The 20,858-nt window shown below is 60.0% G+C and carries 21 protein-coding genes and 1 pseudogene; 11 read left to right on the forward strand and 11 right to left on the reverse strand.

Translation table 11 applies throughout. The features are described 5' to 3' along the window. Nucleotides 1-46: 46 nt before the first annotated feature. From TU80_RS18920 to TU80_RS18930, 3 genes are read right to left on the reverse strand one after another with little or no spacing between them, the layout of a single operon-like run. Nucleotides 47-646, reverse strand: a complete 600-nt coding sequence (locus TU80_RS18920) for an HAD family hydrolase (RefSeq protein WP_046381966.1) — start codon at nt 644-646, stop codon at nt 47-49. Next, nucleotides 643-1,512 carry an acyl-CoA thioesterase II gene (gene tesB / locus TU80_RS18925; protein WP_046381965.1) on the reverse strand — a complete coding sequence of 290 codons (870 nt, stop codon included), beginning with the start codon at nt 1,510-1,512 and terminating at the stop codon, nt 643-645. Before tesB ends, TU80_RS18920 begins: the two co-directional genes overlap by 4 nt. Nucleotides 1,513-1,550: 38 nt before the next feature. Then, nucleotides 1,551-2,120, reverse strand: coding sequence for a GNAT family N-acetyltransferase (locus tag TU80_RS18930; protein WP_046381964.1), 570 nt, complete (start codon nt 2,118-2,120; stop codon nt 1,551-1,553). Between the two features lie 76 nt (nt 2,121-2,196). Between TU80_RS18930 and TU80_RS18935 the strand changes: the two genes are divergently transcribed. Together TU80_RS18935 and TU80_RS18940 are read left to right on the forward strand one after the other, a co-directional pair. Continuing rightward, a complete protein-coding gene (locus TU80_RS18935) occupies nt 2,197-3,117 on the forward strand; it encodes a histone deacetylase family protein (protein WP_046482194.1) in 921 nt (306 codons plus the stop codon). Between the two features lie 171 nt (nt 3,118-3,288). Continuing rightward, nucleotides 3,289-4,515: a TIGR03862 family flavoprotein gene (locus TU80_RS18940; protein ID WP_057005122.1), complete on the forward strand. Its 1,227-nt coding sequence runs from the start codon at nt 3,289-3,291 to the stop codon at nt 4,513-4,515. 138 nt (nt 4,516-4,653) lie between these two features. Here the strand turns inward: TU80_RS18940 and rhlE1 are convergent, their stop codons facing one another. Both rhlE1 and yedA read right to left on the reverse strand, forming a co-directional pair. Further along, on the reverse strand, nt 4,654-5,988 hold the full coding sequence (gene rhlE1 / locus TU80_RS18945) for an RNA helicase RhlE1 (protein ID WP_017848302.1): 1,335 nt from the start codon (nt 5,986-5,988) through the stop codon (nt 4,654-4,656). Between the two features lie 60 nt (nt 5,989-6,048). Then, entirely contained in the window at nt 6,049-6,945 is an 897-nt protein-coding gene (yedA, locus tag TU80_RS18950) for a drug/metabolite exporter YedA (protein ID WP_057005123.1), read from the reverse strand. A 160-nt stretch (nt 6,946-7,105) separates the two neighbouring features. On the opposite strand from yedA, the gene TU80_RS18955 reads away from it, so the two are divergent. Then, nucleotides 7,106-7,567 (forward strand): Lrp/AsnC family transcriptional regulator, encoded by a 462-nt coding sequence (locus TU80_RS18955; protein ID WP_057005124.1) that lies wholly within the window; start codon nt 7,106-7,108, stop codon nt 7,565-7,567. Nucleotides 7,568-7,742: 175 nt separating this feature from the next. Here TU80_RS18955 and TU80_RS18960 read toward each other — a convergent pair whose 3' ends face one another. Further along, nucleotides 7,743-8,039 (reverse strand): DUF3077 domain-containing protein, encoded by a 297-nt coding sequence (locus TU80_RS18960; protein ID WP_017848305.1) that lies wholly within the window; start codon nt 8,037-8,039, stop codon nt 7,743-7,745. Between the two features lie 494 nt (nt 8,040-8,533). Between TU80_RS18960 and TU80_RS18965 the strand changes: the two genes are divergently transcribed. Then, nucleotides 8,534-9,100 (forward strand): hypothetical protein, encoded by a 567-nt coding sequence (locus TU80_RS18965; protein ID WP_046381958.1) that lies wholly within the window; start codon nt 8,534-8,536, stop codon nt 9,098-9,100. Beyond that, nucleotides 9,090-9,362 carry an acyl carrier protein gene (locus tag TU80_RS18970; RefSeq protein ID WP_017848306.1) on the forward strand — a complete coding sequence of 91 codons (273 nt, stop codon included), beginning with the start codon at nt 9,090-9,092 and terminating at the stop codon, nt 9,360-9,362. The genes TU80_RS18965 and TU80_RS18970 overlap by 11 nt, the downstream gene beginning before the upstream one ends. A 175-nt stretch (nt 9,363-9,537) precedes the next feature. Here the strand turns inward: TU80_RS18970 and TU80_RS18975 are convergent, their stop codons facing one another. The 3 genes from TU80_RS18975 to TU80_RS18985 form a co-directional block, all read right to left on the reverse strand. Then, entirely contained in the window at nt 9,538-10,149 is a 612-nt protein-coding gene (locus TU80_RS18975) for a 3'-5' exonuclease (RefSeq protein WP_017848307.1), read from the reverse strand. 46 nt (nt 10,150-10,195) lie between these two features. Then, nucleotides 10,196-10,672: a LabA-like NYN domain-containing protein gene (locus TU80_RS18980; RefSeq protein ID WP_017848308.1), complete on the reverse strand. Its 477-nt coding sequence runs from the start codon at nt 10,670-10,672 to the stop codon at nt 10,196-10,198. Between the two features lie 128 nt (nt 10,673-10,800). Then, nucleotides 10,801-11,565, reverse strand: a complete 765-nt coding sequence (locus TU80_RS18985) for a DUF2076 domain-containing protein (RefSeq protein WP_057005125.1) — start codon at nt 11,563-11,565, stop codon at nt 10,801-10,803. 181 nt (nt 11,566-11,746) lie between these two features. Between TU80_RS18985 and TU80_RS18990 the strand changes: the two genes are divergently transcribed. The 6 genes from TU80_RS18990 to TU80_RS33105 all read left to right on the forward strand — a co-directional run bounded on the left by TU80_RS18990 (nt 11,747) and on the right by TU80_RS33105 (nt 17,809). Further along, nucleotides 11,747-12,406, forward strand: coding sequence for a DUF7847 domain-containing protein (locus TU80_RS18990; protein ID WP_046381956.1), 660 nt, complete (start codon nt 11,747-11,749; stop codon nt 12,404-12,406). Nucleotides 12,407-12,446: 40 nt separating this feature from the next. Next, complete coding sequence (locus TU80_RS18995) at nt 12,447-13,535, forward strand: endonuclease/exonuclease/phosphatase family protein (protein WP_057005126.1); 1,089 nt, start codon at nt 12,447-12,449, stop codon at nt 13,533-13,535. Nucleotides 13,536-13,994: 459 nt separating this feature from the next. Further along, the gene (pycTIR, locus tag TU80_RS19000) at nt 13,995-14,921 is read left to right on the forward strand and encodes a Pycsar phage resistance system effector protein PycTIR (protein WP_010562503.1); all 927 of its coding nucleotides are present in this window, start codon (nt 13,995-13,997) and stop codon (nt 14,919-14,921) included. Between the two features lie 80 nt (nt 14,922-15,001). Continuing rightward, complete coding sequence (gene pycC, locus TU80_RS19005; protein ID WP_003127475.1) at nt 15,002-16,546, forward strand: Pycsar phage resistance system uridylate cyclase PycC; 1,545 nt, start codon at nt 15,002-15,004, stop codon at nt 16,544-16,546. After that, entirely contained in the window at nt 16,543-17,316 is a 774-nt protein-coding gene (locus TU80_RS34015) for an E2 domain-associated cysteine-rich protein (RefSeq protein WP_073624886.1), read from the forward strand. Before pycC ends, TU80_RS34015 begins: the two co-directional genes overlap by 4 nt. Nucleotides 17,317-17,635: 319 nt before the next feature. Next, a complete protein-coding gene (locus TU80_RS33105) occupies nt 17,636-17,809 on the forward strand; it encodes a hypothetical protein (RefSeq protein ID WP_016712140.1) in 174 nt (57 codons plus the stop codon). Nucleotides 17,810-18,540: 731 nt separating this feature from the next. On the opposite strand, the gene ltrA is transcribed toward TU80_RS33105, so the two are convergent. Both ltrA and TU80_RS19015 read right to left on the reverse strand, forming a co-directional pair. Continuing rightward, nucleotides 18,541-19,809, reverse strand: a complete 1,269-nt coding sequence (ltrA, locus tag TU80_RS19010) for a group II intron reverse transcriptase/maturase (RefSeq protein ID WP_010562502.1) — start codon at nt 19,807-19,809, stop codon at nt 18,541-18,543. Nucleotides 19,810-20,328: 519 nt separating this feature from the next. Continuing rightward, a pseudogene (locus TU80_RS19015) lies at nt 20,329-20,839 on the reverse strand (IS5-like element ISPst7 family transposase); the annotation flags it as partial. Between the last annotated feature and the right edge of the window lie 19 nt (nt 20,840-20,858).

Genomic DNA, 20,858 nt, shown 5'->3' on the forward strand with positions numbered 1-20,858 from the left:
CGGCTCAACCTGTGGGAGGGGGCAAGCCCCCTCCCACATTTGATCTCTATTGCCCGGGCTGGATCATCCGGCGCAGTACCGCGCAGTCTGCGGCATGCCAATCAGCCAGCTCGGGCCACGGGTTTTCCGGCAGGTTGACCAACACTGTTCTGGTCCCCGCTGCCCGGCCGCAATCCAGGTCAAAGCGGTAATCCCCCACCATCACCATCGCACTGGGCGATACATCCCAGGCCGCCGCCAGTTTCAGCAGGCCGCCTGGGTCGGGCTTGGGTGGCGCATCATCGCGCCCCAGTACATCCTCGACGGCAAAGCAGTCCGCCAGGCCAATCGCTTCCAACGTCACATGCGCCAGCTCCCGCGCGTTGCGGGTCAGGATGCCCAGGCGACAACCCCGCCCGGCCAATTCCCGCACGAGTTCCACCGAGCCTTGCGCCGCGACCGAACCCAGCGCCAGCTCGCGCTCATGCTCCAGCAACCAGGCATGTTTGGCCGCCGCGACATCCGCCGGCAATGCTGCGAGGTGGGTGAGGATGTCATCCTCGGGCGGAATATCCAGCGCTACGCGAATGGCCGCGAAATCATGCACGGCCACCGTGAGGGTGCCGTCCATGTCGAACACCCAATGTTTAATCTGCGCCAGGCTCATGCCCAGTCCTTACGGTGGCGGATCAGGCCTTCCTGAGTGACCGAGGCCACCAGTTGCCCAGCGCGGTTGTACACGCTGCCCCGCGAAAAACCACGGGAATTGCCGGCCCACGGGCTGTCCATGGCGTAGAGCAACCAGTCATCGGCGCGCAGGTCGGCGTGGAACCACAGCGCGTGGTCGAGGCTGGCGACCTGCATGTCTTTCTGCCACACGGTCTTGCCATGGGGCAGCAGCGACGTGGTCAGCAAGCCGAAGTCCGAGGCGTAGGCCAGCAGGTACTTATGCAGCGCCGGCGTGTCGGCCAGGGCGCCGTCGGCGCGGAACCACACGTACTTGACCGGGTCGGACGGCTGCGGGTTGAACGGGTCTTTTTCGGTCACCGGGCGCACTTCGATCGGCTTGGGGCACAGCAACTTGTCGCGCATGTGCTCGGGGATCAGGTGGACGCGCTGCTTGGTCAGCTCCAGCTCCGACGGCAGGTTTTCCGGGCCGACCACCGCAGGCATGCTGGTCTGGTGCTCGAAGCCGGCTTCGTCGTACTGGAACGACGCGCTGCAGGTAAAAATCGGGTGGCCCTTCTGGATCGCCGTCACGCGGCGTGTGCTGAAGCTGCCGCCATCGCGCACGCGGTCCACCGAATACACCACCGGCAATGCGGCATCGCCGGGGCGCAGAAAATAACCGTGCAAAGAATGCACGTGCCGCTCGGCTTCTACGGTCTGGCTGGCAGCCGACAGCGACTGGCCGAGCACTTGCCCGCCGAACAGTTGGCGAAAACCCAGGTCCTGGCTGCGGCCGCGAAAGAGGTTTTCCTCGATCGGCTCCAGGGTCAGCAAGTCCACCAGATCTTCCAATACTTGGCTCATAGAGCAACTCCTACAATCTATGGGGCATTCCGGGCTGCTTATCCGTGCAGCGTGTCCAACCATTGGGCGCGGGTGATGCGGTACAAAACATGCGGGCGCAGCGGGTCATCGGCCGCGACCTTGGGATGTTCAAAATCTGCCTGGGGATCGTAATGCATCCCGATGGCTTGCATGACTTTTTGTGATGGCAGATTGGTTTGGGTGGTGAAGGCAACGATTTCGTCCAACTGCAGGCGGTCGAAACCACAACGCAACGCGGTCCATGCCGCCTCGCTGGCATACCCCAGGCCCCAATGCTCACGCGCCAGGCGCCAGCCGATTTCCACCGCAGGGGTGAAGGCGGTTTCAAAGCTGACATTCTGCAACCCGGTCAGGCCGATGAACTCGCCGCTGTCCTTGCGCTGCAAGGCCCACAGGCCGAAGCCGTATTCGGCGAAATGCCCACGAATCCGGCCGATCAACGCGGCGCTTTCCAGGCGGTCCAATCGGGCCGGGAAATAACGCATCACCTGCGGGTCGGCGCACATGTGCGCAAACGCCGGCAGGTCGGCATCGCGCCATTGGCGCAGCACCAGGCGTGCGCTGTGCAATTCCAGTATCGGCTCCATGGGTCCCCCTCCCTTGCCATGTGCGTGAGTGTACCGCGCTGTTAAGATCCGTCGCAGGTTCCCGTCAGAAAATCCCATGCCTTTGCCATTGATCTACCACGATGATTACAGCCCCGAGTTCCCGGCGGACCACCGCTTCCCGATGGACAAGTTCCGCCTGTTGCGTGACCACTTGGTGTCCACCGGGCTGACCCAGGACAGCCAATTACTGCGCCCACCGCTGTGCCCGGCGGACATTCTGGCCCTGGCCCATGAACCTGGGTATATCGAACGCTACATGAGCGGCGAGTTGTCCCGCGAAGACCAACGGCGCCTCGGCCTGCCCTGGAGCGAAGCCCTGGCGCGGCGTACCGTGCGTGCGGTGGGCGGTTCGATCCTGGCGGCGGAGCAGGCGCTGGAGCACGGCCTGGCCTGCCACCTGGCCGGCGGCACCCATCACGCCCACTACGATTACCCGGCGGGCTTTTGCATCTTCAATGACCTGGCCGTGATCAGCCATTACCTGCTGGCCAGCGGCCGGGTCAACCGCGTGCTGATCTTCGACTGCGACGTCCACCAGGGCGACGGCACCGCGCGCATCCTCCACGACACGCCGGACGCGATCACCGTGTCGCTGCACTGCGAAAAGAACTTCCCGGCGCGCAAGGCCCAGAGCGACTGGGACATCCCGCTGCCCATGGGCATGGGTGACGCCGATTACCTCAAGGTGGTGGACGACGCGCTCAACTACCTGCTGCCGCTGTACCAACCGGACCTGGTGCTGTACGACGCAGGCGTCGACGTGCATAAGGACGACGCCCTCGGCTACCTCAAGCTGACGGACGAGGGCGTCGCCGCCCGCGATGAGAGCGTGATGCGCCATTGCCTGGGCCGCGACATTCCGGTGATGGGCGTGATCGGCGGCGGCTACAGCAAAGACCGTGTGGCCTTGGCCCGCCGCCACGGCATCCTGCACCACAGCGCGCAACGGGTGTGGACGTCATCAGGTTGTCATTGAAATATGGGCGTTACCCACAATGCCTGTGGAACGGCCTGTGGATAACTTGAGCGTAAACGTCTGAAAGCCAGTAACCGCATAGCCTGTAGGAAGCTGTACGTTTTTTGATCAGGAACTTGCGCCGTCCTCGGGTAGAATGCTCGACCTATTCACGCGACCGTAGCCCTGCCCATGCCTCACACCCCTGCCCAACACGTCACCATTATCGGCGGCGGCCCTGCCGGCCTGATGGCCGCTGAAATCCTGAGCCAGGCGGGCCTGCGGGTGGACGTGTACGACGGCATGCCCTCGGTGGGGCGCAAGTTCCTGCTGGCCGGCGTGGGCGGCATGAACATCACCCATTCCGAGGCTTACCCGGCGTTCCTGTCACGCTATGCCGAACGTGCGCCGCAGATGGCGCCGTTGCTGCGTGCGTTCGGTGCGCAAGCACTGTGCGAATGGATTCATGGCCTGGGCATCGATACCTTTGTCGGCACCTCCGGCCGGGTGTTTCCCACAGACATGAAAGCCGCCCCGCTGTTGCGTGCCTGGCTCAAGCGCCTACGCGACCACGGCGTGGTTATCCACACCCGCCATCGCTGGCTGGGCTGGAGCGCGGACGGCGGTTTACTTATCCACAGCCCGGACGGCGAAAAAACCATCCACAGCGACGCCGTGCTGCTCGCCCTTGGCGGCGGCAGTTGGTCGCGCCTGGGCTCCGACGGCACCTGGCTCAAGCGGCTGGAAGCTAAAGGCGTGCCCTGCGCGCCGTTACAGCCGAGTAATTGTGGCTTCGAGGTGTCGGCCTGGAGCGAACTGATGGTCAGCAAATTCGCTGGCGCACCGTTGAAAAACGTCGCTATCGGCCTGGGAGATGAAAAGCCGCGCCTCGGCGAATGCGTGATCACCGCCAGCGGTATCGAGGGCAGCCTGATCTATGCGCTGTCGGCACCGATTCGTGAGGCGATCAATCGCAATGGCGCCGCCACGGTGCATATCGACCTGCTGCCGAGCAAGCCGCTGGACAAGGTCCTGGCCGCCTTGGCCAAGTCGCGTGGGTCGCGCTCGATGAGCAAGCATCTGCACAGTCAGTTGGGGTTGGATGGGGTCAAGGCGGCGTTGTTGCGTGAGCTGGCACCCGCCGAACATTTCAACGACCCGGCGCAATTGGCTGTGGCTATCAAGGCATTGCCCCTGAGCCTGGTGAAAACCCGGCCGATGGATGAAGCGATCAGTACGGCGGGGGGGGTGCCGTTTGAGGCGCTGGATGAGCGGTTGATGCTCAAGCAATTACCAGGGGTGTTTTGTGCGGGGGAGATGCTGGACTGGGAGGCGCCGACCGGCGGGTATTTGCTGACGGGGTGTTTTGCCAGTGGCAGAGCGGCCGGGCGGGGGATGTTGGAGTGGCTTAAGCGCTGAGATCTGCGGTGAATTCAAAGCCGTCATCGGGGGCAAGCCCCCTCCCACATTTTGACTATGTGAACCCGATCAATATGTGGGAGGGGCGGTGCGACGATTCGACTTGCCCTCGATGAGGCCATCAGCAGCGCCGCAAAATCACTTCTTCTTACGCGGCCCGGTGTTGAACACCGGCACCTTGCGCACCGGCTTGATCGACGGCTCGGCAGGCGCGACCTCGCCACTGTCCACCCACTTGCCCAGGTTGCGCTTGCCGCCACCACCGGAAGCCTTGGGCTTCTTCGGCTTTTTCGGTTTCTTCACCACTTGCCCACTGGCATCGGTGTCCGGCACGCGGTGTTCCGGCTCGAAATCCTGTTCCATATGCCGGGTCAAGGTCTGACGGGTGAGCATCTCGATGGCCGACAGCATGTTCACTTCATCGGCGCACACCAGGGAAATCGCCTCGCCGGTGTTGCCCGCGCGGCCGGTGCGGCCGATACGGTGGATGTAGTCTTCAGCCACAATCGGCAGGTCGAAGTTGACCACCAGCGGCAGGTCTTCGATATCCAGGCCACGGGCCGCCACGTCGGTGGCCACCAGGATCTGCACGTCGCTCGACTTGAAGCGGTCCAGCGCGCGTTGACGGGTCGCCTGCGGCTTGTCGCCGTGGATGCCGTCGGCATTGATGCCCAGGCCCTGCAGCTTATCCACCAACGCGTCCACGCCGTTACGGGTCTTGGCGAACACCAGCACCTGCTTCCAGCGGCCCTTGCGCATCAGGTGGACAAACAGCTCCGGCTTGCGCTTCTTGTCCACCGGCACCACCCATTGCTTGACGGTATTGGCGGCGACGTTGCGCGGGCTGACTTCGATGCTCAGCGGGTCGTTGAGCATTTGCCCGGCGAGCGTGCGGATTTCATCGGAGAAGGTCGCGGAGAACAGCAGGGTCTGGCGCTTTTTCGGCAGCATGCGGTAAATATTCGCCAGCTCCTCGGAGAAGCCCAGGTCGAGCATGCGGTCGGCTTCGTCGAGCACCAGGGTTTGCAGCTGATTGAGTTTCAGCGCGTTCTGGCGAAACAGGTCGATCAGGCGGCCAGGCGTGGCGACCAACACGTCGACGCCTTTGCGCAGCTTCATCATCTGCGGGTTGATGCTCACGCCGCCGTACACCGCGTAGGTGGTGAGTGGCAGGTGCTGGGCATACTCAGCAACGCTGGCGTGAACCTGCTCGGCCAGCTCGCGGGTCGGGCACAGGATCAGCGCGCGCGCCGAGTTGGCGGCGACTTTCGGCCCTTCCATGGTCAGCAGTTGCAGGAGCGGCACGGCGAAAGCGGCGGTCTTGCCGGTGCCGGTCTGGGCAGCGGCCATCAGGTCGCGGCCGGCCAGCACCGCCGGAATGGCTTGCGCCTGCACCGGCGTCGGGGTCTGGTAGCCGAGCGTCTCAAGGGCGCGCTGCAAGGGTTCGATCAGGCCAAGTGTGGCGAAAGTCATGTGGTTACCGTAGGGGAAATTCAGCGCCTAAGCGGGTAAAAAGGCGTTATGCGCGGCAGTTTACCTTATTTTCGGCCCAGGCTTTCGCCACTGGGGCAGGCTGATCAACAGCACGGCGCTGATGATCACCAACATGGCCAGTGCCTCTTCGATGCCGATGGACTCGCCGACAAACACGATCCCCAACAACACCGCCACCGCGGGGTTCACATAGGCATAGCTGGTCGCGGCAGCCGGACGCACGTGCTTGAGCAGGTACATATACGCGTTGAAGGCGATGATCGAACCGAACACCGTCAGGTAGGCCAGGGCCAGCCAGCCCTCCAGCGGCGGCATGGCTTGCAGGTGCTCACCGGACACCGCGCTGCCGAGCAACAGGGCCGCACCGGCCACCAGCATCTCCGCCGCACTGGCCATCGCGCCCTGGGGCAGCGGCAGTTGCCGGCTCCACACCGAACCGAACGCCCACGAAGCGGCGGCGAACAGCAGTAAAGCCGCGCCGATCGGGCTCGATTGCAAGGTGCTGCCCATGTTGAGCATGGCAATGCCGATAATGCCCAGGATCACCCCCGCCCACTCCAGACGGGTATTACGCGCGCCCCAGAAGTAACCGCACAGCAAGGTGAACAGCGGCACGGTCGCCACGGCCAGCGCAGCGACACCGGACGACACCCCCGCGTGCTCCGCCAACGTGACGCCGCCATTACCGAAAGTGAGCAGCAAAATCCCGATCATCCCGGCGGACTTCCATTGCACCCAGGTCGGCGCCGGCACTCCACGCCAGCGCAAAAACGCGTACATCAGCGCCCCCGCCGTACAGAACCGAATCCCCGCCAGCAACAGCGGTGGCCAGTACTCCACACCGATCCGGATCACCAGGTAGGTAGACCCCCAAATCACATACAACGCAAAAAAGGCGGCGATCAACGGTAAGGGAAAGCGACGTGGGCCAGGCATTGGGCAGCTCTGCGGCAGAAAAAGAGAGGCTTATTCTAAAAAGACAGGTGCATAAACATAAGTTACAAAACCTGTTTAAACCGCCCATACACTTTTCAAAGCATGGTTATGAGGGCTATAAACCATGCTTTCGAAAGCCACCTGACGCTGGAGCCTTTTCATGGACAAATACGACCGCATGCTCCTCAGCGCCCTGCTCGAAGACGGCCGCGCGTCCTACGCGCAACTCGCGCGCACGGTCAACCTCTCCGCCCCCGCCGTGGCCGAGCGCGTGGCCAAGCTGGAAGCCAGCGGCGTGATCACCGGCTACCAGGCCAAGGTGGACCTGTCTAAAGTCGGCCTGCCGATCCAGTGCGTGATCGAACTGCGCCTAACCAACCATGGCAGCCAGAAGGTGTACGACGCCCTGGCCGAAATCCCCGAACTGACCGAATGCCACCGGGTCACGGGCGATCCGTGCGTGATCATGCAAGCGGCGGTAGGCTCGATGCCGGAGCTGGAGAGTTTGATTAATCGGATAGCGAAGTTCGGGTTCAGCAAGACCTCGATCATTTTGTCGAGCGCGATAGAGCGGCGGGTGCCGTTGGGGCAGTTGGAGGGGAATGGGAAAAGTGGTGGCTGATCCAGCGCCATCGGGGGCAAGTCGAATCGTCGCACCGCCCTTCCCACTTTGATGGATGAACACAGTCAAAATGTGGGAGGGGGCTTGCCCCCGATAGCAGTGGATCAGTCAGCTTATGTGTAGCTGACCCACCGCAATCGGGGGCAAGCCCCCTCCCACATTCGTTATGTGTGGTTCAACGAGGTTGCACACACTCCAGCGCCCGATCCACCACTCCCTTCGCCATTTCCACCAAATGCATCACCGCCCGTTGCTGCGCGTTCATCGCCTCACCCGGCAAGTGCGCAGTTTTCACCGCGCAATGCAGCAAGTCCGCCGCATGGGCGAGGGCATCTTCGAGGCTCAGGTTGTCATTCAGGATGAAGGTGGGCGCATCCGGGGCGGACGCTTTGAGGTAGTAGTCGATGGCGCGGCGGTTGAGCAGGGCGTCTTCGCTCAAGAAGTCTGGTGGATCGGGGGTGACTTTGACCATGGTGTAATTCCTCTGAAGTAAGAGGCCGTCACCGTTCGCTTGCACGCGAATGAGGGTGGCAGCTGTACGCAGGTGTGCAAGACCGGGGCAAAGGAAACCCGGCAGACCCCGAAGGTCTCCAGCGCACAGCCGCCATAACAGATAAACGCCGACCACTAAAAACCAGGCGTTGAGATGTAGGGCGCTAGTGCACCTTTGCGAACCGGACTTGCACGTCCGATCATCGATGATTCGATGACGAGGCGAGACTAGCTACCTGATCCGAGGGGCGCAAGGCCGTGGAATTCTCTAGGAAACGTCCCGAAAATGAAAGGGATTGGTCTTGCTTGCCACTAAAACATCAGTTCTTTGTGGAGGCTTTTAGCGGTCTTCTGAAACGTCAGTAGGCTAAGCGCTACTGCTTCGTCGGACCTTTCTGGTTTTTCCCGCCAACCACCAATCGCCCTTTGCTGAAACTTACTATCCGCCTGTCATTTACGTACAGGGACTACGGCATGCAGGAAAGCGATCTTCATACAGCAATCATGCGAAGCAAGTTTGAGCTCGAAAGCAAGGGCATCGATTTCGGCTCAACTTCAAGCATGGCGTTTCATATGGGAAACACAATGACAAGCTGCCCGGCAGTCATGGCTTTGCCTAATTCGCCAGGCTGGACCCATGGCGCCAGTTATCAGTTACTCAAGCCCATTCATGCGGAATCCTCGGTGCCGAGCACTACTTTTGACGAACTCTGGAAGTGTACAAAGCAACACTACGGCTTGACGGCTGCAACGGTTCTCACTGGTGCGGCGGGCATACCGATAAGCAAAATTGCCGTGGGCACTTGGGTTCAAGTCGGCTCCAGCAAAACGACGAACCTGGCTAGCCTCATCGGAATGCGCTTCTTCCCTCGTACATTGATCAGGCAGCCAACCGTGGCCAGAATGGCGAAAGCAACATTTGGAACTGTCAGGGTATTTGGCATTATCGGGCGAGGCATTCCCTTCGTGGCTGCGGGGTTGGCTGTCTTTGATCTAATCAGTATTGGTAAGTGTGCCTACGAGGCAAGAAATGGAAAGTAATCTGACCCGAGCCGAGATCAGCGAAAAGGTCATTCAACTGTTCGTCGATATCATCGGCTTCATCGACCGCAGCCAGGTGACGGAACAAACGGATTTCATCCATGACTTCAAGATCATCGATGACGATTTGACTTGCTTTGTCATGCAGATCAAGTGGCAATTCAAACTGCGCGCGACGCAGGCAGATTGGGATCACATCACCACCCTTGAGCAAATTGTCGACTTGATCGTTCAGCGTTCAAATCTGCAGTGCGGGCTCTGACGCCATCGGGGGCAAGTCGAATCGTCGCACCGCCCTTCCCACTTTGATGGATGAACACAGTCAAAATGTGGGAGGGGGCTTGCCCCCGATAGCAGTGGATCAGTCAGCTTATGTGTAGCTGACCCACCGCAATCGGGGGCAAGCCCCCTCCCACATTTTGAACGGCGTTGTTCTATCAGAACCCGCGATGCTTCTTCAAATGCTCATTGATCTTCGCCGCCGGGACTTTCTGCAAGGTACACAGCAGGTCGTGGGACAGCTCGCGCAAGCCATGGGTCCGTCGCAGTTGCTCGGCCAGGTGCGCCGTCAGGTTAGCCGCCATCTCCGCATCGGCCATGGCCCGGTGAGCCTGGCCGGTGTGGGGCAGTTGGGCATAGCTGTTGAGGGTGCCGAGTTTATGGTTGGGTGCAGCAGGCATGAGGCGGCGGGCCAATAGCAGCGAGCAGGCGAATTTTTGCAGGCGGGTGCGGCGGATCAGGCCCAGTTCGAAGTCCCAGAACTTCTGGTCGAACGCGGCGTTGTGCGCCAGCAGCGGTGTGGTGCCGACGAACTCGTTGACTTCGTTCATCACCCGCTCGGCCGGCGGCGCGCTGCGCAGCATGGCGTTGCTGATGCCGGTGAGCTGTTCGATAAAGCCCGGCACGCGCACGCCGGCGTTCATCAGGCTCTGGTAGCGGTCCACGATCTGGCCACGTTCGAGGATGACCACCGCGATTTCCGTGGCCCGGCAGTGGCTGCTCGGGGTGATGCCGGTGGTTTCAAAGTCGATGACCGCTATACGTTCCAAACCTGTTCCAACTCCGTCTAAGCATTTATCTATTGAACCGCAGCGCTTATTTGAGCAGCAACGCGCCTTCGATCGGCACGTAGCGGCTGGCGGCGCGTATCAGTGAGTTGGCCGTCAGCCCCGGCACGCCGTAGGCCACGGCTTCGACGCCATGCTTGTGGATGATGCGGTCGAGCAGCATGTCGAAATCACCGTCGCCGGAAGCCAACACCACTTCGTCGACGTTAGCGGCGGCGTCCATGATGTCGATGGTGATGCCCACGTCCCAGTCGCCCTTGGCCGAGCCGTCGCTGCGCTGGATGTAGGGTTTGAGCTTCACGGTAAAGCCCAGGTTGCGCAGGATCTGCTGGAATTGCTGCTGCTTGCTGTCACCACGGTCGATGGCATAGGCATACGCCTCGACGATCTGCCCGCGCGAGCTGATGTCAGCCCACAAGGCGGCGTAGTTGAAATGGCAGCCATACGCCTGGCGCACGGTGTAGTAGAGGTTTTGTACATCGGCGAACACTGCAATTTTCTTCACCGCACTTCCCCATGACTGCCGCTTGGACCCCGGACGCGAAGGTCCGCAAAGGTTGCCAGTATGCCAGCCACGGGAAAGTTTCCGGGAAAAATCAGCCCGGGGCGGCAAAGCGCCCCGGCCTGGATGCGTCAGACGAAGGAATCGTCGTCGTCGAAGGAGGACGAGTTGTCGGAATAATCACTGTCCGCGAAGCTGTCGGAATTGTTGCTGCCCCAGTTGTCATTGCCAGCAAACTTCTGGTCATCGTTGCCCCAGTTGCTGTTGTCACTGGCAGGCGCGGGCACTTCACGGATGATTTCTTCCACCACTTGCGGCTGTTGCGAGTTGTGGTTGAACAGGCTGCTGATACCTTCCGCCAGCATCACACCACCGGCCACACCCGCTGCGGTTTTCAGGGCGCCACCGAGAAAGCCACTGCCGATGGGGGCGGCGGCGGGTTGTTGCGGCTGTTGGTAATTCTGCTGTGGGGCAGCGTAGTTTTGTTGCGGCGCAGGCTGTCCGAAAGACGGCCGCCCCGGTTCACGCCAACCGCCGCCGGATGAGGCCGGAGCGCTCTGTGGCGGTTGCGCGTCACGGGAACCGCCGCCGAAAATGCTCGACAGAAAGCCACCGCTGCTCGGCGCCGGTTGTGCCGCCTGGGACTTGGCCCGCTGCAGCTCGTCCTGCAATTGCTGGATCTGTTGCGCCTGCTGCTTGTTCTGCGCGTCGAGGTTCTTGAGCGCGTGTTCCTGCACCAGGATTGACTGGGTCATGTAGTACCCGGCCGCCGGTTGGCGCGTCATATGCTCCTTGATCCGCGCTTCGGCCTGCGCGTCGCGGGGGGCTGAGTCCGTTTCGGCCTGTTGCAGCCGTGAAAACAGTCCATCGATCAGGGTTTGCTCTTCGCTGTTCATGGCGACCTCGTTAGATTGCCGGTAGAAATCATGGTCCGGCCTGTGATCAGGCTCGGTCCTGCTAGTTATGGGGGTGTTACCAGTTGTTTCAATGGTCTTTACTCAAGGTTTACGTTTGCTTGCTCACGGCACCTATCGGTTAAAGTGTGCCCCTGCTTTTTTTCGGCCTGTGATGACTCTGATGAATCCGTTAGATGTGCTGCGCGACTCCCTCCGTTTCACCCAGCGCAACCTGGGCGCCATCGTCCAGCTGTGCCTACCGCTGGTGATCCTCGAAGCCCTGCTGCAACAGGTGCTCGACCACACGCTCGGCCCGGATGCCTTCCCCGGCTACAGCGTGGTGGTGGGGTTGCTGGTGTATCCGCTGTACACCGGGGCGCTGATCCTGTTTCTCGACGCCCGCACCCGTGGCGAATCGCCGCGCACCAAGGATGTGTGGGCCATGGCCCTGACGCTGTGGCCGCGCTTCGCCCTGCTGACGGCGATGAGCACCCTGCTGATACTGCTCGGGCTGTCGCTGTATTTCCTGCCGGGCCTGTGGCTGATGGTGGTGCTGGCGTTCGCCGAATACCTGCTGGTGCTGCGCGGCATGCCTGCACTGGCGGCGATGAAGGAAAGTTTGCGCCTGACCCGCGGGCATTTCTGGCGAATCCTGGTGTGCCTGCTGTGCGTAATGACGCCACTGTGGCTGCTCAAAGGCGCCAGCATGGCGGCGTATCCCGAGCCCGCGCCTTTGCTGGGCGTGCTGATCGACAGCGCGCACAGCTTCCTGCAGCTGTTTACCAGTGTGGTGCTGTTCCGTTTATTTATGCTGATCGGTGGCGACGCCGACGTGCGGTGATATGCTCCGTGTCACCCCTGACACGCTATAAGCCGAGCCGATGACCCGTTTATTGCGCATCACCTTGCTGGGCCTGCTGATCATCGCGGGCCTGCTGACGGCCCTGATCTACAGCCTGACCTGGCGCCCCGCCGACAAGCAAACCCTTCCCGTGAGCTGCATCGCGCCCCGTGCACCGACCCTGCTGCCCGGGCAGGCGCTCAAGGTGATGACCTGGAACGTGCAGTACCTGGCCGGCAAGAACTACGTGTTCTGGTACGACACCGCCGACGGCAGCGGCCCGGACGACCGCCCCACCGTCGAAGACATGGCCTTCAGCCTCGACGAAGTGGCCCGGGTGATTCGCGACGAACAGCCCGACATCCTGCTGTTGCAGGAACTCGACGAAGGCGCCAAGTCCTCCCACTACCAGGATCAGGTGGCGCTGCTGCAAGAGCGGCTCGTCGATCTCTACCCCTGCAGCGCCCAGGCCTTCGACTGGAAAGCCGACTTTATCCCCAACCTGCATATTTTCGGCAGCGTCGGCCGCAAGCTGGTGACCCTGAGCCGCTACCAGATCGAACACGCCGAACGCCTGCAACTGCCCGTACCGCCCGCTGATTTCATCAGCCGTCAGTTCCAACCCAAACCGGCGTTGCTGCTGACCTATCTGCCCTTGAGCGACGGCGGCCAACTGGCGGTACTCAACACTCGCCTGGAGGGCGACGCACCCGGGCGCAGTGCGGTGCAAGCACAAGTCCAGGCCACGGTGAAACTGCTGGATAAGTTCGAAAGCCGCGGTACGCCGTGGTTGATCGGCGGGGATTTCAATTTACTGCCGCTGGGGCAATTCCTGCGCCTGGATGCCGGTAAACGCGGGCAGTATTCACCGGACAGCGAACTGCATCTGCTGTGGGACAAATACCCGATGATCCCGAGCAACAGCGAATCCAGCGGGATTGATCGTGAGCAGTGGCTGACGCACTTTCCGAATGACCCGAGCCTGGACGGGCCGGATCGCACCGTCGATTACCTGTTTTACAGCTCGCGGATCAAGCGTGTAGAAGCCAAGGTGCGCCAGGCGGATACGTTGCGCATTTCCAACCATCTGCCAGTCATCGCCCGCTTCCTGCTGCCCGCCGCGCAATAACCGCCCCTCCCACATTTGAGTCGCGGTCACGCTTACTTGCGGGGTTTGATTCGGGCGGTGGCCTCGGCCACCAACGGGTCATCCGGCCAGTAATGTGACCTATCAAATTACGTTCCTTCGATTGACACCGCCAAATCGCCCGTAATCCCTACCTATGATGCTATTTCGGCGACTCCCCATTGACCGTCAAACTCACCCCCATTGATTGACAAAAACTGACGCCAATCAAGAGAAGGTTTGACAGGTGTACCAGAGCACGTCAGGTCTTACAGCACAAAATGTTTGACACTGAACATTCGGCCCACTACTCCCGAATGCAATCAAACAGAGTTTGAACCTGCGTCCCTGAGCGCCCGCCATGCCCAGATCTTTTCTTCAGCGCCCCTTGAAAGGGTGACGCACGTCCCCATTTCTCTGTGAACGCCCCCGCAACCTCTTCGCAAGGGAATGCTCACCATCATGACTACTGGGAAGTTGATCGATCGCTTTGAAGGGCCGTCAGGCCGCGCCGTTCTTGAGGAAGTACTGCTTGAGCAGAAGCTGGTACTCGGAAATCAAGACCTAGCACGCCGCCTCGCAGAGGTAGGAACGCTGGAGGAGATCGCTAAGGATGCTGTGCTCATTACCGAGGACGCGGAGGACTCCGAGGTTTATTTCATCATCACAGGGCATTTCCAGGTGAAGGTCCATGATCGTGAAGTCGCAACACGAGGGGGCGGCGATCACGTCGGAGAAATGGCTGCTCTGGTCCCAACAGCGAAGCGCTCTGCTACTGTACTGGCCACCGAGCCCTCGATTGTCTTGAAGGTCAGCGCGGCAGACTTCAAGTCCATTGCGGACGCGTATCCCTCGGTTTGGCGACAGGTCACTCGGCAACTGGTCGATCGACTACACCAGCGAAACGACATGGTGCTTCCTGCCCATCAGTCATCCCACGTATTCATCATTTGCTCGGTCGAGGCACTCCCTATTGCCCGGGCAATCGAGAATAACCTTGAGCACGACAAGTTCTTCGTAAAGACCTGGACACAAGGCGTTTTCCGCGCATCGCAGTACGCCCTTGAAAGCCTCGAAGAGCAACTGGACGAGTGCGATTTTGCCATCGCAATCGCACAGCCGGACGACTCCGTCACAATGCGCGAGGAAACCAAGAATACGCCGCGCGACAACGTCATTTTCGAGCTTGGCCTGTTCGTAGGACGACTTGGCAGGGCACGAACCTTCCTTCTTGAGCCTAGGGGTGACGAGGTACATCTGCCGTCAGATCTGAAAGGGCTGACAACCATCGGATATCGCCTAACGAAAAGTGAAGACCAGCTGCCCTCCAGCCTATCTCCAGCCTGCAATCAGCTACGCACCATTTTCAACAAGCTAGGACCGAAGTAACGGATATCTGTCAACAAGCAAATTTGGCATGCGCTTGCCTACCGCATTGCAGCGCGCCCAATCACCCGAAGGAGTGATCGATGAGCAAGAGCTGGAACCATGATCGCGCTGCAAAACACATAGACCAGAAGATCGCTGATGTTGAGGAAATCACCATCAAGGATTACGTGCGCGACATGTCGTTGGAATCGATTCCTACCAGTACCGCGTACCGCGTGGATGGGGTCCACATGTATGCGGACATCATGAATCTCGAGGACATGCTGAACATCACTGCAGTCGAGGGCACAGAGTGTCACAAGCGCACGCTGCGCTTTCTTGACCAGCACTACCGGGCAGTCAAGCGAATTCTCAACAAGGTTGATGCGCGCCGCGTCGACTTCCACAGTCAGCGGCTGCACTCCCTTTTCACTAAGCCGTACAACACTGAGTCCGGCGCTGAGACCAAGCGTGTTCAACGCGCCGTTGCGACTGCGCAATTGATCATTGACGTGCTTGCAGAGACGGGCGACGACGATGAGCAAATCCCAGCAGCCAAGGTTCGAATTGGCATCGATACCGGCCTAGCTCTTGCTGTAAACAATGGCCGCAGCGGGTACCGCGAACCCTTGTTCCTGGGCGATCCAGCGAACCATGCCGCGAAACTGGCCAGTAATAACAAGGCCAGGGGTATCTATCTGACCAACAATGCTCGTAAGGCCATCGGCCTTGCGGAAAGCGATGAGCCGGAAAAATCTGCCCTAACCGCGATAGAGATCAAGGCATGTCAGGATGCGGCCAAGCTGGATGTCACGTCCGACGAGATCGTCGAGGAGTGGCGTGAGGATCTGAAAAAGAACCCCATTGGCGGTTACCAGTTTTCCCGCCAAACCCCACCCCTGCGTGATATGGACATTTACTCGCTGACTCCGGCCAACTCGAAGCGACAGGAGATGGTGAGCCTCTACGCCGATATTGATGGCTTCACAGCCTACGTGGCCGATCACATCAACGAGAAGACCGACGATGTCGTGCGGACTTTGCATGTCATCCGCTCCGAGCTGGAGCGGGTCGTGACTTCCGACTTCGAAGGGCGCCGGGTGCGCTTCATCGGAGACTGCGTGCAAGCCCTATCCTGTGACGGCACCGCGCATACTACTGACGAAGAGAAGTCAGTATCCGAGGCCACACGGCTAGCAGGTGCACTGCGCAGCAGCTTCAATCTCGCAATTGAGCGGCTGAACGCCGAAGGTATTGAAACCGGCGACCTCGGCCTCGCGATTGGCTTCGATCTGGGCCCAATAGCCGTCACGCGCCTGGGCGCCAAGGGTAATAGAGTTAGGTGCGCTATCGGGCGTAGCGTGATCGAGTCTGAGAAACGCCAATGCGCGTGTTCGGGGGTGGAAACCGCGATCGGGCAAGTAGCTTACGACGCAGCATCGAAAGCTGTGCAGAACCTGTTTGGGAAGAGTCGTAAGACATCACACCTGGACTACAACGAAGCTACCGAAGCCCTGGCAGATGATGGGGACGCATCTGCGAAGCAAGCTCGCTCGGAAGCCTATGCGGGTTCCGCCGCCATCATTCGCGCAGATGAGCGTCAGGTGCAGCCCCACTCCCGCCAGAAAGTAGACGGCAGCCGTTGAGCACAGCGCTCGACCTGATTGCACAGGTCGCCCCAGATTTCGGGGGTACCTGTGTAACATCCGTTCCGCAGACAGCAACGCTTGATCTTCCGATTCGGCTGGTGGACGGGAGAACGCTCCCCTACAAGCTGCATTTACGCCAAGACGGTGAATGGATAGAAGCACGCGAAAGCACACCACATCACTTGCCAGGCTTTTGCCCGGAACGGCACATCAATTATGATGGTACGTTCTGTCTGTTTTACGCGGGCGCCAATCCGCTTCCTGTCTCAGACGAGCCGTCCGCTCGTGCCTGGCTTGAGACAATCTACAAATACCTAAAGCTTCAAGAGCGCGCTCGCACTCTGCGCAGATGGCCGAATGGTTCCGCGTGGGCACACGGCGACGCAGCTCGACATCAACTGCGAGCGCAGAAGGCTGCGAGCGCAATCAGTGGCAAAATCGCTAACGATCTTGCGGTAAATCAGCTAGGGCTCAAGCGCAGAAAGTCCAAAGAGCGACCTATCTTGGATGTGATCTCCGGAACAGTGCCTTTGTTTAGCGTGTGGGAAAAGTCCCGGCGGGTAATCAACCAAAAAAGGCGCTGCTTCTGCGGCCTGTATGGACGCCGCCGTCCTAAACGAATTCGACGCTGCCATGACCATGCAAAGCAGGCTACCGAACTGGCTTTCGCATTGCGGGACTGGGAAGAGGCTGAGCGGCAATATTGGGACTCCATGCACGGCAAGCCTTGCTGTGGTTCCTGCGATAGCTGCCCACTCAGCCCATAAGTCCCGGTGTAATTCGGGCTGGTCCCCAGGCGAGTCGGCATCTGGACTAGCAGCCCGCCGCTCATACCGGGGACGTTTCGTCTGATCAGGCAACTGGCAGGAGCAACAACAGGATCTTAACCCTGAGCAGTCGAAGGCCATGATGACCGGCCGGTACCCCGTTTTTAGTACTTGGCAGAAGTAACGGCCAGGCCACGGGGGCCTACCTCAAGATGCTCCTAAAAGAGAAAATAAATTAATGTACGCCAGGGCTTCCAGCCCCTCCCCTTCGAACATAACATCACGTCACGTTACAAACCTAAGCCAGGTGCCCATGCCTATGAAAACTAGCAATCGCGTTGTGATCGAGGTTGATCCTGCCCAAAAGCAGCAGATCTACGCCGCACTCAAGGCGCGTGGGTTGACCATGCGTGAGTGGTTTCTGCAGCAGGTGAGTCAGGAGCTTTCCATTCCGCAGCCCACCCCACCCTCCAGTCAGTCGAGCAACGATTAAGTATTTCTCAGGGAGTCGAGCAGATGCTCAAGACAGTCAAGCAGGCATGCACATTCAACCCCATCATTCGCGACTACCCAACTAGGCGAAGAGGAAGCCATCAAGCCCTACTGGGTCAATGGCCCTCGCGCGGTCGATCAGGCTGGCTGGAAGAAAATTATCGGGGACAAACCGACCCTGATCATGCTCGATGAGTTGCCGCCCTACCTTGAAAACGCGAGCACTACTGTCATCGGCGGCGGTACGCTGGCTACCGTGAGCACCTACACACTCAGCTGCCTGATGAGCGCCGCTCTGGAGTTACCGCGTTGCTGCATTGTGATTGCCAACCTATCCGGCAGCTATGTGGCTCAGACCAAGGCAATTGCCGAAGCAATCTCTAACCTCCAGCAAGAAGCCAGTCGCCAAGCGAGCACCATCACCCCCGTGCAGTTGGCGGGTACCTGTTCATCCCTAGCGCCTCTCCGCCTTGATGCTGGCAGATTCAGTCTGGCCTCGCGGTTCGACCTACCGAAATATCGGCGGTTACATTGTCCCCAGAGCTTCAGACCCGGCTGTTACCGGCCACGCCTGTCTGGGTAGGGAACGAGTGGTGGAACAGTCGGTTCCGTCGGGCGTTAACCTGCGGAACAGAAACCCATGCGACTTTCAGGTCGCACTGCCGAAATGGTGAGTCGGCCGCGGGAACTGCCCCCGCAGCCGCTCGCAGAACCGTACGTGACACTCTCGCGTCATACGGCTCCCGTTATCCAACCTTGCTGCCCGGTCACTCGCCAGTGATGAAACAGCCGGGGTACCACAGTCCGCATCTTGTCCAGCCATTGGCTAATGCGCCGCTTGCGCCTATGAAGGGCCTTGTATTTTCGTCGGGCCCAGCGTTCAAGCGCGCGGTCAATGTGCTGGAAGATGCCAAGCATGGCTGTCCGATAGAACGAGCCATAGTATTGCCACCACCCCTGTATCACTGGATTGTAGAGCCGAGCCACGTCGACCAGCGTCACGTGGGTTTGGCGATTGAGTCGCCACCTGCGTACCGCTTGCCGCATCCGCTTTAAGGCATCCGCACTCGCTCCCGGAAGGAAGCTCGTGAAGAGCTGGTCTTGTTTGCTGAGCGCCTTCCTCGGCCTAAAGGTGAAGCCGAGGAAGGTAAAGCTCACATGCGGATAACCTGCGCGACGGTTACTGTCCTTGCAGTACACGACTTTCGATTTCTCCGGGTGCATCGTCAAGCCACAGGCAGCCAGCCGTGAAGCAATGGAGCGCATCACGTACTCCGCTTGCTTTCGACTGCGGCAGTGCACCACCGCATCATCGGCGTAGCGGGCAAACGGGCAGTTGGGGCTGGTACGTTGCATCCAGGTGTCGAAGGCATAGTGCATGAACAGATTCATCAGGAGGGGACTGAGCACTCCACCTTGCGGGGTGCCGCGTTCGCGTGGGACGCGCATGCCGTCATCCGTTTCGAACGGCGCAACCAGCCACCGCTCGATGTACAGAAGTATCCAGTCCTCCTTGATGTGCAGGCGCACCGCCTTCATCAGCAACCCATGATTGATCTGATCGAAGGCTGCCTTGATATCAAACTCCACCACCCAGTCGTATCGCCAGCAGCGCTCACGCGTGATCGCCACCGCCTGCTTCGCTGATCGTCCCGGCCGGTACCCATAGGAGTCCGAGTGGAAGATCGAGTCCAGCTCCGGCTCGATGAGAAGCTTGACCACGGTTTGCGCGACACGATCACCAACCGTGGGCACTCCCAGCTTGCGCGTGCCTCCCGATGCCTTGGGAATTTCTACTTGCTTGACCGGAGGCGGGAAGTACGACCCCGACGACATCCGATTCCACAGCTTGTAGAGATTCTTAGACAGATCCCGCTCGAAATCGGCGATGGTTTCATCGTCGATGCCGGCAGCACCGCGGTTGGCCCTGACCTGCTGGTAGGCGTCCCATACCGTGCGTTTCGCTATGTCATAAGGTTTCGCCGAGCTCACGCCACTCATCCCCGGAGGTTGGCAACGCTCGTCGGCCGGATAACGCCGCCCCTTCGCTCCACCTCCATTACAGAGGCTTCATCGCTACTACGGGAAGCTCCGCCCCTCGTTCCAGCATCGGTATTCTTCCTCATGGTGTTGGCCATTTGTCATTTTCCTTCGCATCTGGAACAAGGTTCTCACGTTCCGTACCAAAGCCTGTATGAAGATCATGCCGCCTATACACCGGCTGCCATCGGGTCCGTAAGCAGGTAACGCCCCGACTTGTCCTGAAGCCAGTACTCCACCTCAGTTTCGGCAGCACCTTGGGCATAACGATGCGTCATCGGACGGTTTGCTTTCGCTCATCTTCTCCATACTCACCTGCCATCCTCAGGGATGACTTTTCCTCGGTCGCTCACCACCACACCTTTTGGATGCAGCAGCACCGGGTGGTTTGAAGTCCGCTCCTGCAAGCCGACTTCGGAAGGCCTACTTCCATCTTCGGCACAGCAGCACAGGTCATCTGACCTGTGTTCGTGACACACAATACTGGTTTCCCTTCTTGGTCTGGTGCATTTCCGGGTCGCGCTTGCCGTCCTTGTTCTTGGTCGAACTGGGCGCATTGATCAGCGTTGCATCGACGATGGTGCCCTGGCGCAGCGACAGGCCGCGGTCGCCCAGAGCCATTGATGACAGCGAGGATGCCGGCCGCCAGCTCGTGTTTCTCCAGCAAGCGGCGGAAGTTGAGAATGGTGGTTTCGTCGGGGATGCGCTCCAGGTTCAGCCCGGCAAACTGGCGCAGGATCGTGGTTTCGTACAGCGCTTCCTCCATCGCTGGATCGCTGTAGCCGAACCAGTTCTGCAGCAGATGCACACGCAGCATCGCCATCAACGGGTAGGCCGGACGGCCACCTTCACCCTTCGGATAATGTGGCTCGATCAAAGCAATCAAGCCCTTCCACGGCACCACCCGATCCATCTCGATCAGGAACAACTCCTTGCGGGTTTGCTTGCGCTTGCCAGCGTACTCGGCGTCGGCGAAGGTCATCTGCTTCATCGGGAAACTCGGTGGGTGG

The organism is Pseudomonas veronii (assembly GCF_001439695.1).
In the GTDB taxonomy this organism is placed as follows: domain Bacteria; phylum Pseudomonadota; class Gammaproteobacteria; order Pseudomonadales; family Pseudomonadaceae; genus Aquipseudomonas; species Aquipseudomonas veronii.